This window comes from Nonlabens sp. SCSIO 43208, assembly GCF_050703575.1.
Taxonomy (GTDB): domain Bacteria; phylum Bacteroidota; class Bacteroidia; order Flavobacteriales; family Flavobacteriaceae; genus Nonlabens; species Nonlabens tegetincola.
Map to the genome: position 1 here is coordinate 460,703 of NZ_CP065365.1, position 15,599 is coordinate 476,301.

Sequence of the window (15,599 nt, forward strand, 5' to 3'; positions counted from 1 at the left end):
AAGCTAATTCATACCCAAATGAAGAAACAATTACAATTTTTAGCAACGCTAGCAATGTTTTTTGTTGCTCTAGTGGCCACTGCTCAGGTTACAACCTCGAGTATTAATGGTCGAGTTCTAGAAGCTGGTGACGAACCACTTTTAGGCGCTACAATCGTTGCTGTGCACGGACCTACAGGTACAAACTACGGTTCTGCTACAGACATCAATGGTTACTACCGTATAACAAACATGCGTGTAGGTGGTCCTTACACCATTACTTTCTCTTACGTTGGAAAGAAGGATGAAGTTTTTGAAAATATTTTCCTACAGTTAGGTGAATCAGAAACTTTTAATGTAACCTTATCTGATGAGGCTAATGCCCTAGACGAAGTTGTTATTAAAGCAACACGTGATGGTATTTTTGATTCAAACAATACAGGTCCAGAGACAAACATCTCTACTCGTGAAATCAACACGTTACCTACAGTAACTCGTGGTATTGATGACATTTTGAGAAAAACTCCACAGGCTCAAGTTGGTGAAGGTGGCGCTATCTCAATTGCTGGTCAAAACAATCGTTACAACTCAATCTTTATTGATGGTGCCGTTAACAACGACGTTTTTGGTCTTGCAGGTACAGGTACTAATGGTGGACAAATTGGTATCAATCCAATTTCTCTAGATGCTATTGAATCATTCCAAGTTAACATTGCTCCTTTTGATGTAAGACAATCAGGTTTTACTGGTGGTGCTATAAACGCAATTACTCGTTCTGGTACTAACAACTGGGAAGGTAGTGCTTACTGGTTTAATAGAAATGAAAAACTTGCAGGTAAAACACCTCAAGCGGTTATCGATGAAATAGACGATAGAAACGGTAGTGACCCAGCTCCAGATAGAGAAAGATTAGATGAATTCTCTACTAACCTTTACGGTTTTAGAGTAGGTGGTCCTATTATCAAGAACAAACTTTTCATGTTTGTTAATGCAGAAATTGAAAGAGAAGAAACTCCTAGACCTTTTGATTTTAACCAATATGTAGGTGATGCAAGAAATGCTGCAGGTGACACTAACTTACCAGCAGACCCAACAAGGATTAACAACTTAAGAGATAACCTAATAAACTTATTCGGTTACAATCCTGGTGGTTATGAAAACACGAACAGAACATTAGATACTGATAGATTTACTATTCGTTTAGATTACAACGTTAATGATAAGAACACTCTTGTACTTAAGCACAACTATGTACGTGGTGAGTCTACTTCACCAAGTACAAGTAGCGCTACTTCTATTAACTTTGCTAACGCAGGTATTTTCTTCCCTTCTGAAACTAATTTCACTACTCTGGAATGGAACAGTCAAATCAACAATAAATTATCTAACAATTTAATTGCTAGTTATACTACTGTAAGAGATGACCGGGACCCAATAGGTGGTGCATTCCCTAGAGTAACAATCAATGACGGTGCTGGTAGCATAACATTTGGTTCTGAGGCTTTCTCTACAGGAAACATTCTTGATCAAGACGTATTCACTATCACAAATAACTTCCAAATTGCTGCTGGTGCTCACAACATTACTTTAGGTGGTAACTTTGAATCTTATGATATACGTAATGTATTCATTCGTCAAAATTTTGGACAGTATAGATTTAATTCTTTATCTGATTTTGAATCTTATTTTGACAATGATCCTTCAAACGACGTTGCTCCTACTGATTACGACTACTCTTATTCTTTACTAGATCCAGCAGGAACAACAGGAGACGATGCGACAGCAGCGGCTGCAAAATTCAACTACTCTCAGTTGGGTCTTTATGCTCAGGATGAGTGGAAATTAACTAAAGACTTTAAATTATCGTACGGTGTAAGAGTTGATGTACCATTCTTTGAAGAAGGTACTGCAAACGATGACTTCAACACAAGAACAGTTGCTTTATTAGAAGCTGCTGGTAAAGATCTTCAAGGTGCTAGAGTTGGTAAGAAAATAAAAAGCCAGATTCATGTTTCTCCACGTTTAGGATTTAACTGGGATGCTTTTGGTGACAAAACAACTCAAGTACGTGGTGGATTAGGAATCTTTACTTCACGTATCCCATTAGTATGGCCAGGTGGTGCTTACAACAACAATGGTATCTCTGTAGGTGGAGTTAATGAGAACGACTTTGATTCAGGAACATTATTCTTTGAAGCAGATCCATTTAATCAACCTATTGGAAATGGTCCAGCACCAGGTAGTGGTACAATCGGTGGACAAATCGATTTATTTGCACCAGACTTTAAATTACCTCAGGTAGCAAAATACAGTCTAGGTGTTGACCAAAAATTAGGTGTATGGGGATTAATTGCTAGTGCAGACTTCCTTTACAATGAAACAATCAACAATGTACTTTACCAAAACTTAAACATTGGTGAACCAGTAGGTACCCTTAACGGTGCAGATACTCGTCCACTTTGGAATGACAGTCAGCGTATAGATAGTGAGTATTCTCGTATTATCTTGGGAACAAATACAAATGAAGGTTGGTCATACAACGCATCATTCGTATTAACAAAGCCATTTGACAATGGATTCTCTGGACAGATCGCTTATACATACGGACAAGGTAAATCTATCTTTGAAGGTACTTCTTCACAAAACAGTTCTCAATGGAGAAACGTAGTTACTGTAAATGGTAAAAACCGTGCAACTATTGGAAACTCACAGTTTGCATTAGGTCACAGAATTACTGCAAACGCTTCTTACCAAATGGAATGGAGTGAAAACTTTGCTACTACAGTAAGTTTATTCTATAACGGACAACAAGGTGGTACTTTAAGTTACATCTATGATGAAGGAGCTGATCTTTTAAATGACGACTCTCGTGATAATGCTTTATTCTACATTCCTAGAAACCAGAGCGAGATTAACCTAGTAGATGCAAATGGTGTTTCGGCTGCAGATCAATGGGCTGCTCTTGATGCGTTCATTGAAGGTAATGATTACCTAAGAGAAAGAAGAGGACAATATGCAGAGCGTAATGGTGACCGTGGACCATGGAACCACATTGTAGACTTAAAAGTTCTTCAAGACTTTAAATTAGACTTTGGTGGTAAAAAGCACACGTTCCAAGCTTCATTAGACATCTTCAACTTCTTCAACTTCTTAAACAAAGACTGGGGTGTTCAAAAGAGAATCACAGGAAGCTTTGGTGAAGTTGAAATCGTAGAAACTGAAAGAGGTGGACCAGACCCAGAATTCTCATTTGATCCTGATTTTGCAGAAGGATTTGAGCAAATTGATGATGCTGGTATACGTTCTTCAAGATGGCAAGCTCAAATAGGACTTAGATACATCTTTAACTAAGAACTATTAAATAAATTGTTTTACAATAACCCTATCTAGAGAGATAGGGTTATTTTTTTGCCTTATTTTTGATTTCAAATTAAGAGATCTATGTACAATATTATTCAACATGCACATTCCGGTTGGGCTTATCTATTACTTTTAGTATTAGGTATCGCAACGATCAATTCACTAATCGGTTGGTTAGGAAAAAAAGAATTTGGAAATAAAGATTTCAGTCTGGCATTAGTAGGGTTAATTGTAACTCATATTCAATTACTTCTAGGGATTGTTCTTTGGATAGTTTCTCCATATTCCAGCATGCTTTTTAATAACACAAGTGAAGTGATGGGCAACAGTGGACTACGATTACTAGCCCTAGAACATCCTTTAATGATGATAATTGGTGTTACACTTTTAACCATCGGTTATTCAAAACACAAGAAAAAAGTTATAAGCAGTGGCAAGTTCAAAATGCTAGGTATATTTTACACCTTGGCGTTTGTTGTTGTTCTTAGTCGTCTTCCATGGAGTCAATGGTTAGCCTAGAAGATAACCTCTATAATATAAGCCAGGTCTTTTTGATCTGGCTTTTTTTGTTTCTACGCTTTCGCGAAAGCGTAAAATTAAATATCATAATCAAACTGAAAATCACTCGCTACCTCAATCATCTAATTACCTTAAGTTCAAACAATAACCCTTTGAATAGACTCTTTGTAATATCTTTGTTGCTATGAGAACAGCGCTTTTATCATTTATTGTTTTATTGACTACAACAACATTTCGAGCTCAACAACCAGATTGGATATTTAGAACTCCTATAAAAAACATTTCTGAAATTACGGAAGTTGAAGTATCGCCAGATGGTAGTATATTCTTGTTTGATGAAGTCAATCTTCTTAATCGTATGTATATAAGTGAAAACGATGGTAATTCTTATAGACTAGAAGGTAATGGACAAGGTTTTGATCTACAGGTCCTGCGTAATGATCTCGCTTACATAGTAAATAGAAATCGAGTTATAAAATCAAATGATAAATTTAGAAGTACTATCAATTATAATCTACCCAGCAGCGGATTTTCTACTTTATATTTTCTCAATGAGAATGAAGGCTATGTTGCTGGTGGTAATGGTAAACTTATCAAAACTATCGATGGTGGTAGTAATTGGACTATTCTTAATGTAGGAACAACTGAAGCAATAAGAGACATTCACTTTATTGATAGTAATACCGGATTTGTAGTGGGCGACGACATCACATTCTATAGAACCGACGATGGCGGTACCACATGGACTAGTATAGCATTACCTATTCAAAATTTTTGGACTATAACTAAAATTGATTTTAGAGATTCTCTCAATGGGATAGTTATCGCATCAGGCGGTTTTATTTTTTATACTAACGATGCAGGATTAACCTGGAACCAAGCTACATCAGGAACTAACGAGCGACTTAATGACCTGGTTTTTCATAATAATACCTATTACGTTGTGGGCAACGATGGTAATATATTAAGTTCAAATGATCAGGGCCTTTCATGGAGCCTACAAGATATAGGACGAGATGATCTTTTAAGCATTGATGCCAGCGCAACTAAATTATATATTGGATTAGAAGGAGCTGCACTAGAATCTATAGATGGAACTACATGGAACAGTCTTTTAAATGATTTTATACCGAGCTCACTAGAACAAGCCTCATTTGGTAATAATGCTACAGGATTAGTAGTAGGTCTAGGTAATAATGGTAGTGCGGTATTTAGGGATGTTATGTATCGTACTACAGATTATGGCGTAACATGGGACCGCAAGACAGTTTCTGGCGGCTATAATGCCGTTCACCTAAAGCCTAATGGTGAAGCACTTACTACACGTGGAAATATAAGTCGAGTAAGTTATTCTGATGATCATGGTGACACCTGGATTAACATAACGGGACCTAATATTACCCAACAGTTTATTGCAAAAGACGTTTGGTTAAAATCTAGAGATGACTTTTTTGTGGTAGGTGGTAACTTCTTTGCAAGCGATGGAATTTATCGTTACCAAACTGGTTCTGGATGGAGCCATATCACTACTACAGGTAATACTGAATACATCGTTTTCCTCGATGATTTGATAGGTATTGCGACTAATACCAGTAATCAAGCTTTTAAGACAATTGATGGTGGTGCATCCTGGAATCCTATCAATTACACAGGTGGGAATTTTGAAGGAATACAATTGATTGATGCAAACACATTTTATATAGGTCAACAGGTTTCTTATGATGGCGGACAAACCTTTCAGTACAATAATTTCCCAGGATTTATAGGTACCTTCAAATTCTTTACTCCATCTTACGGAATAGGAATTACAACCTCAACTGGAGATTTATATCTCACAACAGACTCAGGTACCACCTGGCAACTGTTACTGAATACGATTGAGGATGGTGCTGGAAATTACTTTATCACAGAAGAAACGATTTATGGTTTTGGATCCAATAGCGACATTGTCACATTAGATATAAGCGGTTTATTAAACTATGAAAATGCACCAAACACGCGATCTCAAATCAAACTTTACCCAAATCCCGCAAGTGACCAGATTAATATAGCGTGTTTAAATAACACTATAAACAGACTAGAAATCTACAACCTACAAGGTAAGCCTGTGAAAAATTGCAAGCTTGGTACAGATCAATTGAACAACATATCCATTCAAGACTTAGCAAAAGGCGTTTATTTTTTCAGATTATTAAACGATCAACAGGTAATTGAAATACACAAATTGATAAAGAAATAATTTGGGCTAAAGCTTCTGCTTTTATTAAGCTTTTTCATGGACCGGCAATGGTAATATTTTATTTAAAGCTTCAAATGCTTTATCAACTGTTTTAATATCTGGTATAGTGAGTAATAAACGTAATCCAGCTCTTGTTTGTTTCTCCTTCATCTTAAATTGTCTAGGATGAGATTGAACTGCCTGTAACACCTTTCCAAATGCTGGTGATTGATAAAAATCACTTTGTTGATCACTTACAAAGTAGCCTACGAACTTTCCGTTTTTCATAACAATTTTTTCAAGCCCCATATTAGCAGCAATCCACTTTATACGAATACTTGTAAGTAAGTCTTCTGCTTCATCTGGTAATTCTCCAAAACGATCTACTAATTCTTTTCGATAATTTTGTAACTCATCCTCGTTTTCAACCTCATTCAATTTTGAATAAAGCGATAATCTTTCTGTAATGGAGTTGATATAATCATCTGGAAACAATAATTCAAAATCAGTATCTATATTGACATCAGTAACAGGTTTTTTATCTACTTCATCCTCAATATAAAGATCCTTGAATTCATTTTCTTTTAATTCAGAAATAGCTTCGGCAAGGATTTTTTGATAGGTATCAAAACCAATTTCATTCATAAAACCGCTTTGTTCACCACCTAAAATGTCTCCAGCTCCACGTATTTCAAGGTCTTTCATAGCGATATTGAAACCACTTCCTAAATCAGAAAATGTTTCAATTGCTTGAATACGTTTACGTGCGTCATCAGTCATAACCTCATAGGGTGGCGTTATGAAGTAACAGAAGGCTTTTTTATTACTACGCCCTACTCTACCTCTCATTTGATGTAGATCAGACAAGCCAAAATTATTAGCGTTATTTATAAAAATCGTATTAGCATTTGGGACATCCAGACCACTTTCAATTATGGTTGTTGAAACGAGTACATCAAACTCACCGTTCATAAATGAAAGCATGAGTTCCTCTAATTTTTTACCATCCATTTGACCATGACCTATACCAATTTTTGCATCGGGTACTGATCTTTGAATCATTCCTGCTACTTCCTTTATATTCTCGATTCGATTATGGACAAAAAACACTTGTCCGCCTCTTGATATTTCATAACTCACAGCATCACGAATTACCTCTTCACTAAAACGAACCACCTTTGTTTCGACAGGATGTCTATTAGGCGGTGGTGTTTTAATAACACTTAAATCACGAGCGGCCATTAATGAAAACTGAAGTGTTCTAGGAATAGGTGTCGCTGTTAACGTGAGCGTATCGATATTTTCTTTAAGGGTTTTTAATTTATCCTTTATTGCAACTCCAAATTTTTGCTCCTCATCAATAATCAAAAGTCCGAGATCCTTAAAACGAACAGATTTATTTACAAGTTGATGGGTTCCTATTACTATATCGATACTTCCATCGGCTAGTCCATCAAGAACCGCCCGACGTTCTTTTGCTGTTCTGAAACGGTTTAAGTAATCTACCTTCACAGGTAAATCTGACAATCGTTCTTTAAAAGATTTAGCATGCTGAAAAGCTAGAATAGTTGTAGGCACAAGAACAGCGACTTGTTTTCCATTAACCGCTGCTTTAAAGGCAGCTCTTATAGCTACCTCTGTCTTACCAAAACCTACATCACCACAAACCAATCTATCCATTGGTTTATCGCTTTCCATGTCGGCCTTTACATCGGCGGTGGCTGCACTTTGATCCGGAGTATCTTCATAGATAAAACTAGCCTCGAGTTCATTTTGTAAATAACCATCTGGCGCATACTGAAATCCTTTTTTCGATTTACGTTTTGCGTACAGTTTGATAAGATCAAAAGCAATTTCCTTTACCTTTTTCTTAGTTTTTTGTTTCAGTTTCTTCCAGGCTGGACTACCTAATTTGTAAATTTTTGGTGGTTTACCATCTTTACTTGAAAATCGGGTAATTTTATGTAGGGAATGAATTGATACATACAAGATATCTCGTTCACCATAAATTAGTTTAATGGCCTCTTGTTGTTTACCATTTTGATCGACCTTCTGTAATCCACCAAATTTCCCTATTCCATGATCTATATGAGTAACATAATCTCCAATCTCGAGCGAGTTAAGTTCCTTTAAGGTAATCGCTTGTTTTTTTGCGTATCCATTTTTGAGATGAAACTTATGATATCGTTCAAATATTTGATGATCAGTATAACATGCAATACGCAAATCATAACTTATAAATCCACGATATAAAGGAGCTACTACGGTTTCATACTCGACGGTAGCATTCATGTCGTCAAAAATGTCATGAAAACGTTTTGCTTGTTGTGCGGTACCACAAAAGATATAGTTCTTGATACCATCTGCTTTGTTAGTTTCAAGATTTTCAATCAATAACTCAAACTGCTTGTTAAAAGATGGTTGTGGCTGTGTCTTAAATGCTATTTCTCCTTGATTGGCAACAAATTCAAAATGATTATATTCTTTAAGCTGCTTTTTGATAAGCTCAGAATTTGCAAAAATTTCCTGTGGAGTTAATTGACGTATTTCGCCTTGCAAATTGTTATATTCTTGTTCCGCTTTCGCGAAAAGCGAGTCTAATCGACCGTAGAGTAGTTCTAAGTGAAAAGCAAAAATACTGGTCTTATTAGACAGGTATTTAAGGAAACTCTCTCTAGTTTCTTCAAGTTTTTTGTGTTCAACATTTGGAATAATTGAGATTTTTCTAACCTGTTCCTTACTTAATTGGGTTTCAACATTAAAAACTCGAATGGAATCGATTTCATTTCCAAAAAACTCAATTCGATAGGGCTCGTCGTTACTAAAAGAGAACACATCTAATATTCCTCCTCTCAGGGAAAATTCTCCTGGCTCAGTCACAAAATCAACTCTTTTAAACTCGTACTCGAATAAAACTTCGTTAGCAAAATCAACGGTGATTTGATCGCCAACCGAAATTTTAAGGGTGTTTTTTTCAAGTTCTTTCCGAGTCACAACCTTTTCAAACAAAGCATCTGGATAAGTAACGATTACCGCTGGTTTTTTTCTAGAGTTTATCCTATTGAGGACCTCAGCTCGTAGCAATACATTGGCGTTGTCAGTCTTCTCAATTTGATAAGGCCTGCGATAACTACCTGGATAAAATAGCACGTGATCTTCTCCTATACTTTGTTCCAAATCATTTAAAAAATACGCTGCTTGTTCCTTATCATCACATATAAGTAAAAACGGTTTTTCTGCCTGATCAAAAAGAACCTTTATCAACATGGAATAACTACTACCGTTTAATCCACTAATAGTATGATAGCCCTTTGCATCTTGAACTAGGTCATTTAAAACGTTGGTTTGTGATAAGCTTTTAAAACGCTCTAATATAGAAGTATAACTCAAAATCCTTGTATTGAGTCGCAAAGATAGGTCGCTCCCTGAGTTTTAGAAAAGCTTTGGATTGAGTTTAAGAGCATTTAACAGTATCTAGGTTTAACTTGCTTACTATGAAAACATATGATGTATTTGTAATAGGAACTGGAACTGCAGGACAGTTAGTAGCTACTCAATGTGCCAACTCTGGAAAAAAAGTAGGAGTTATCGATATAAGAGAATATGGAGGAACATGCGCCCAACGTGGCTGTGATCCCAAAAAAATTCTTCTTGCAGCAATTGAAGCTCAAAATTTAAGCGGTGACTTAAAGGGAAATGGGATATCTAGAACTGCTACAGCTTCTTGGGAGCAAATGCTGAATCAAGTTGAATCTTATCGTGACAACATACCGCAGCGTACCGAAAATAAATTTAAAGAAGCAGGGATAGATTGTTACCACGGTAATTCCTCTTTTGTAGATAAAAATACACTAGATATTGAAGGAGAGAAGATATACTCTAAAAAGTTTGTGATAGCAACTGGAATGAAAACTAGACCTCTAGATATTCCTGGTGCTGAATATACGTTGTCCAGTGGCGACTTTTTTTCAATGAAGCAACTTCCAAAGAAAGTTCTTTTTATAGGTGGTGGATATATAGGAATGGAATTTAGTCACATTCTTCACAGATTAGGGTGCGAAGTAACCGTACTGCAAAGAAGTGAACGCATTCTAAATCCATTTGAAGAATATACGGTACATCATGCTCAACAGTTAAGTATAGAATTAGGAATTTCAATACAACTTAATTCTCAAGCCAGCTCTATTGAAAAGATAGATGATAAACATATTGTTTATTATCATCAAGATGGTGTTCAACATCAAAAAACGGTCGATGTGGTTTTTAACACATCGGGTAGAGTGCCATCCATTGACGATTTACAATTGGAAAATACTGGTGTAGTGACAAACCGTAATGGTATCGTCGTAAACTCTAAATTACAAAGTGAGAGTCAAGAAAACTTTTACGCTTGTGGTGATGTAAGTATTAAAACCCTACCCTTAACTCCTTTAAGTGGTATTGAAGCACAAGTTGTAAGTCAAAACATACTAGGGAATAATAAAGAATTAAAAGTACCAGCAATTCCTAGCGCTGTTTTTATGATTCCTACAATTGCTGGAATAGGCCTTACAGAAAAACAAGCTAATGAAAACGGGCTAAACTATGAGGTTATTGAAAACGATGCTTCCTCCTGGTTTAATAACAGACGCTTACAAGGAATTAAATATGCATACAAAATATTACTAGATAAAAGTAACAATGAGATTGTAGGAGCTCATATTATAGGTCCAGAGGCATCAGAACAAATAAACATGTTTGCAGTTGCCATGAATGCCGGAATGACATTTGAAAATTTAAAAAACACCATTTTCACGTATCCAAGTTGGGGTAATGATATACGCAGTTTTTAACTTATTACTTTCTTAGAGATTTATATTCCTTGTACTTCATTATTGGACTTGTTTCTTTATTTCTAGAACCATGAATTCCAGCCGCAATAAATAGAACAACTGCTCCTAGCAAAGAAGTATAAGCAATCAATGTCACCTCTTCAAAGTGTCTAACTGCAATAGCTATTAATGCCCATACTCCAACTAATGCAAACTCGCGCATATTACGTTTTACAATCATAAATAGATTGATAACAACTGCTACAGCAACCATTACAATGGTTATTGTAATTTGTTCATCAATAGTAAAATCAGTCACACTTACAAGATAGGATGCCACATTTGCAATAGTTGCAACACTTATCCATCCCGCGTACAAACATAGCGGCCACCATACAAAAGCAATAATGTGAATAGGAGCATCCCAAATTTCAAGATCCAAACGTTTTATGCATATAAGTAGACTACTTAATAGTCCAAACATTATGAGAACGGATACTAAAATCATTTCTTCTAGCCAAAATGCTACCCATAAGGAACACAAGACGTTTGCTATAAAGAAAAATGGAGCGGTGGTTAGAATGAAGTCAGTTCGGTTTTCAAACTTTTTCTGATTGTTGCTTATCAAATCAGAACTACATAACCTCCTAAGTAAATCTCTATGTTTATCATTAAAAGCATAATAAAGACCATAAGCGCAAAATATCAATAGGGATAAAAAAATAAGGCCCCAAATGGAAAAGGCATAACTAGCAGGAGTAAACAGGTTATTATATTCTGCACTGAGCTCACCTACATTCTTTCCATTAAAATTACCTGAATTTGCATATCCATTCCAGCCTATTAAAACAACTACTATAATGGCATTGAGTATTGCGTAAAGTTTTCTTCTCATAGTACTAAGGTACTAACAAGAAAACGATAAAGAAGTTTCTTTTGTAAAGGCTTAACGCATTTCAATCACTTCATTGTCGGCAACAACAAATACTCGATCTCCTTTTTTAGGCTGAATAGTATAGGTTCCAGTGAAATCGCCAAATGCTGGCAGGATCATTCCCGTCTCACATACATGAAAGCAAGGTAATTTCATAGATTGTTTTCCGGTGCCTTGTAATTTCACACTAGGGTGAATATGTCCAGCGATATTGAAAAAGCCTTGTTTAATTTCTGGATGATGTGTTAAGAAAACAGCATCCATTCTAATTGCCTCATAGGTCTTTAATCCTATACGGTTGAATTCTTTTTTTGAAATCACATCATGATTTCCCATAATAAGAGCTATATCAGCAGTTTGAAACCTCATCCATTGTTCAAAAAAATGCCATTCAGCATTTTGATATGAGTGAAATAAATCACCTAAAAACCACAACCTACTCGCCTTGTATTTATGAATAAGGTTGGTAAGCTTGTCATATTCTTTATCATCGGCAGTAGCAGGAACTGCCATCCCGTTTTTTCTAAAATGAGCACTTTTACCTAAATGGACATCGGCAATTAGCAACACATCTTGTTCTACCCAATAAACCGCTCCAGTAGGATCTAATTCAAATCGCTGACCATATATAGAAGCCCGTGTACTCAATCCTTAAAAGTCAAATCTAAGTGCAACAATCAAATTGCGACCTGCAGCAGCAATACCACTAGAGTAAGTTCGATAACGTTGATCGGTTATATTTTCAATAATTACTGTTGCCGTTATATCGTCCTTTAACTGGTAATTACCTCGCACATTAAACGTGTACCATCTAGGTGAATAAGGATTACCATCTTCATCTAGAGCGTACAAATAAGGTCTATTGCGTTGTGTAGGATCTAGATCGTTAAATCCTAACTCTCCATTGAACATCACCCAAGCAGCTGCATTCCATCTAGAGCCAGTTTTCTCAATTTCAAGTCTTCCAAAATCTGGTGCAACATGCCTCACGTTCTCTTTACTACCATCCTCTTCTGTTTGCTCACCATTTACATGAGTATAAGTTCCTTTAATGGACCAGTTATTCTCTAAATTCCATTTACCTGCAACTTCGATTCCCCAAATACTAGCCTCTTGCCCATTTTGGATAGCAAATACGTTTCTAGTTTCCCCTTGATAATCAATTTGGTCTTGACCATTAAAAGAGAAAGGTCTAGGTACCAAAGCGTCTTTCAAGAAGGTATGATAGCCTGCTATCTCGAACTGTACGTTTTTCCATTTTCTTTTTACACCCAGTTCGGTATTATAGGAGTATTCAGATTCTACGTCAGGATTTGGTACAATAAGAGTTCCCGGATCTGGGTCAAATATTTTTCCAACATCATCTACGTTTGGAGCTCTAAATGCCGTACTAAAATTTGCTCGGAGTTCCCATGATGGATTAGGTAAGTATGTTAATCCAGCTGCACCGGTAAGTGCTCCTGTGTTAACTGTTGCGCTTTGAAAAGGGAAATCAAAAAACCTTCGATCAAAATCTGCATTAAGCCAGATGTGATTATAACGCAATCCAGATTGCAATGTTAGATTTTTTTTGATGCTCCATTGATAGTTAAAATACGCAGCGAGTGAGCGCCATGAGGCACCATCAGGATATCTAGAGGCCGCAGCCTGGACCTCATTAGTTTCTATATTAACTTCACTACCCTTAGAATTTACGCGGTTGTGAATAAACTCGACACCATAGAAAAGAACATTATTTTCTCTATCTCGTCGCTCTGCATCTACACTGGTGCTCCAAATATTTACCTGTTCTTTATTTCGGAATAACGAATTACTTTGGAACGATCTAGTATTACGACTTTCTTCAGCTTTTTGAAAGGACTGGCTGATAACCAATTTATCATACCATTTCCCATTACCTCTGTGCGTAGCAACTCCATGTGCGAGCAACCATTTTTGTGGCCCATAATACCATGCCGCATTTCTGGGTTCTCCGCTTTCGCGAAAGCGTGTCAATGCATCATACCTAGAATAGTCACTAGTAGCTGTGTAAATAAGACTGGCATCTAATCGCCATTTTAAACTAGGCTCATAACTTACTTTTTGTAATAAATTGATTTGATCATAACCACTAGAAATTTGTACTCTGGAGTCTGGATTATCAACTACTACATCCTGCTGATTTGCTCTAGTTTGATATTGTAATCTTAAATAATCGTCTGGACCGTGTTCTCCCATGCGTAGATCATCAAAATAATTTAAGCTTATACTAGTAGCAGTGGCCCATTGATCACCGTGATAATTAAACCTAGCATGAACGGTATTTTCATTATTTGCCGACGAATATCTTCCCATTACACGACCACTTACCATGGAAGAATCTTGAGCAAATTTAGGTTGTGCTGTATAAAAATTCATTACACCACCTATAGCATCACTACCATACACCACGCTGCCTGGACCTAGAATCACCTCGCTGCGATCAATGCTTAATGGGTCTATTGATATGATGTTTTGAAGGTTTCCTCCTCTAAAAATCGCATTGTTCATGCGCACTCCATCAACAGTAATTAATAATCTATTAGTTGAAAAGCCTCGTATCATAGGACTACCACCACCTTGTTGAGATTTTTGCACAAATACTTGTCCTGTTTGCTCCAAAAAATCTGCTGTGGTTTGTGGTTGATACTCTTGAACTTTTAAACCTGGAATAGCTATTATTTTTTGAGGTATGTCTCTCTCTCGCTGTTCAAATTTTGAAGCAGAAATAACAATAGGATCTATAGTCTCTGATCTAGGTGTAAGTCCTACTAAATTATCATTTGCAATAATTTGATTTTTTGTCAATCGTATAGTCAAGTAAGAAATAGCTTGAAAATATAAATTTTCATCTAGATCAAATTTATCCAGTCTAGCTTTACCATCAATATTAGTATAGGTGCTTAACTTCTTTGATTTATTATAGATGGCAACGTTTACTGCAGGTTCACCGGTCTCACTATTAACAACAGTAACTGTTTGAGAAAAAGCATTAAATGCACTTAAAAAAACTAGTAAAAATATTATTCTAATCAAGAATCAAACAGCTGTTTTAATATCGCCAAGGACGATGGTTTTTTAAAGACTTGCAAATGTATTTGAAAATAGTCGATCACCAAACTAAGTAAGGAATTACGACTAGATCTATTCATTTTTATAGTACCTAGCTCATCAAATTTTATGCCCATAAATTGCTTTATGAGACTTGCCTCACTTTGAGTAGTGTGATGAGGTTGTAATCCATTATCATCAAAAACACCAGTAAGCAAATTAAGGTAGGGTTGATCGTTTGAAGCCTGATCAATACCAAATCCCATTATAACACTTGTATCCAGAAGAACTTTGATAGAAAAATTTGCGACATGATCGGTCACGTCCAAAAATTCAAAAGCGTAGTTTAAATAATCAAAGAGGGATTCATCTGGTTGATCATTTATCAATAACTGACTGAGCACCTCGCTGAAAAACAAAGCAATACTACCTTTAACAATATCAGTGTGAATATTTGAATACGGTACTCTTACTCGAGCTTCTTTAATATACTCTAAATTACCCTTTCCTTTATGATTGGTTTGAATCTCTAATTGTGTAAGTGGTTGAAAGAATGAAATACGCAACTTGCCTTTGCGCGATTTGCGCACTCCTTTTATCATATAGGATTGAACTCCTAATTCACGAGTGAATAATTTTGCTATGATATCGCTTTCACCATATTTGACCGTAGAAAGCACGAGTACAGCAGTGTTTACTAGCATACTGG

General features: G+C 36.2%; 9 protein-coding genes. 4 read left to right on the top strand and 5 right to left on the bottom strand.

Annotation, left to right across the window (positions count from 1 at the left end):
• Nucleotides 1–18 precede the first annotated feature (18 nt).
• From I5168_RS02345 to I5168_RS02355, 3 genes are all read left to right on the top strand, one after another.
• Nucleotides 19–3,330, top strand: a complete 3,312-nt coding sequence (locus I5168_RS02345) for a TonB-dependent receptor (protein WP_431472327.1) — start codon at nucleotides 19–21, stop codon at nucleotides 3,328–3,330.
• A 90-nt stretch (nucleotides 3,331–3,420) separates the two neighbouring features.
• On the top strand, nucleotides 3,421–3,858 hold the full coding sequence (locus I5168_RS02350) for a hypothetical protein (protein ID WP_042276145.1): 438 nt from the start codon (nucleotides 3,421–3,423) through the stop codon (nucleotides 3,856–3,858).
• A gap of 184 nt (nucleotides 3,859–4,042) precedes the next feature.
• Nucleotides 4,043–6,097 (top strand): YCF48-related protein, encoded by a 2,055-nt coding sequence (locus tag I5168_RS02355; RefSeq protein ID WP_431472328.1) that lies wholly within the window; start codon nucleotides 4,043–4,045, stop codon nucleotides 6,095–6,097.
• A 24-nt stretch (nucleotides 6,098–6,121) separates the two neighbouring features.
• Here I5168_RS02355 and mfd read toward each other — a convergent pair whose 3' ends face one another.
• On the bottom strand, nucleotides 6,122–9,466 hold the full coding sequence (gene mfd / locus I5168_RS02360) for a transcription-repair coupling factor (protein ID WP_431472329.1): 3,345 nt from the start codon (nucleotides 9,464–9,466) through the stop codon (nucleotides 6,122–6,124).
• A gap of 104 nt (nucleotides 9,467–9,570) precedes the next feature.
• On the opposite strand from mfd, the gene I5168_RS02365 reads away from it, so the two are divergent.
• Nucleotides 9,571–10,908 carry a dihydrolipoyl dehydrogenase family protein gene (locus tag I5168_RS02365; RefSeq protein WP_431472330.1) on the top strand — a complete coding sequence of 446 codons (1,338 nt, stop codon included), beginning with the start codon at nucleotides 9,571–9,573 and terminating at the stop codon, nucleotides 10,906–10,908.
• 4 nt (nucleotides 10,909–10,912) lie between these two features.
• Here I5168_RS02365 and I5168_RS02370 read toward each other — a convergent pair whose 3' ends face one another.
• The 4 genes from I5168_RS02370 to recO are packed head-to-tail and all read right to left on the bottom strand — an operon-like array spanning nucleotide 10,913 to nucleotide 15,594.
• Nucleotides 10,913–11,782, bottom strand: coding sequence for a hypothetical protein (locus tag I5168_RS02370; RefSeq protein WP_431472331.1), 870 nt, complete (start codon nucleotides 11,780–11,782; stop codon nucleotides 10,913–10,915).
• Nucleotides 11,783–11,833: 51 nt separating this feature from the next.
• Nucleotides 11,834–12,469 (bottom strand): ligase-associated DNA damage response endonuclease PdeM, encoded by a 636-nt coding sequence (gene pdeM, locus I5168_RS02375; protein ID WP_431472332.1) that lies wholly within the window; start codon nucleotides 12,467–12,469, stop codon nucleotides 11,834–11,836.
• A 3-nt stretch (nucleotides 12,470–12,472) separates the two neighbouring features.
• A complete protein-coding gene (locus I5168_RS02380; RefSeq protein WP_431472333.1) occupies nucleotides 12,473–14,875 on the bottom strand; it encodes a TonB-dependent receptor in 2,403 nt (800 codons plus the stop codon).
• A complete protein-coding gene (gene recO, locus I5168_RS02385) occupies nucleotides 14,872–15,594 on the bottom strand; it encodes a DNA repair protein RecO (RefSeq protein ID WP_431472334.1) in 723 nt (240 codons plus the stop codon). Before recO ends, I5168_RS02380 begins: the two co-directional genes overlap by 4 nt.
• Between the last annotated feature and the right edge of the window lie 5 nt (nucleotides 15,595–15,599).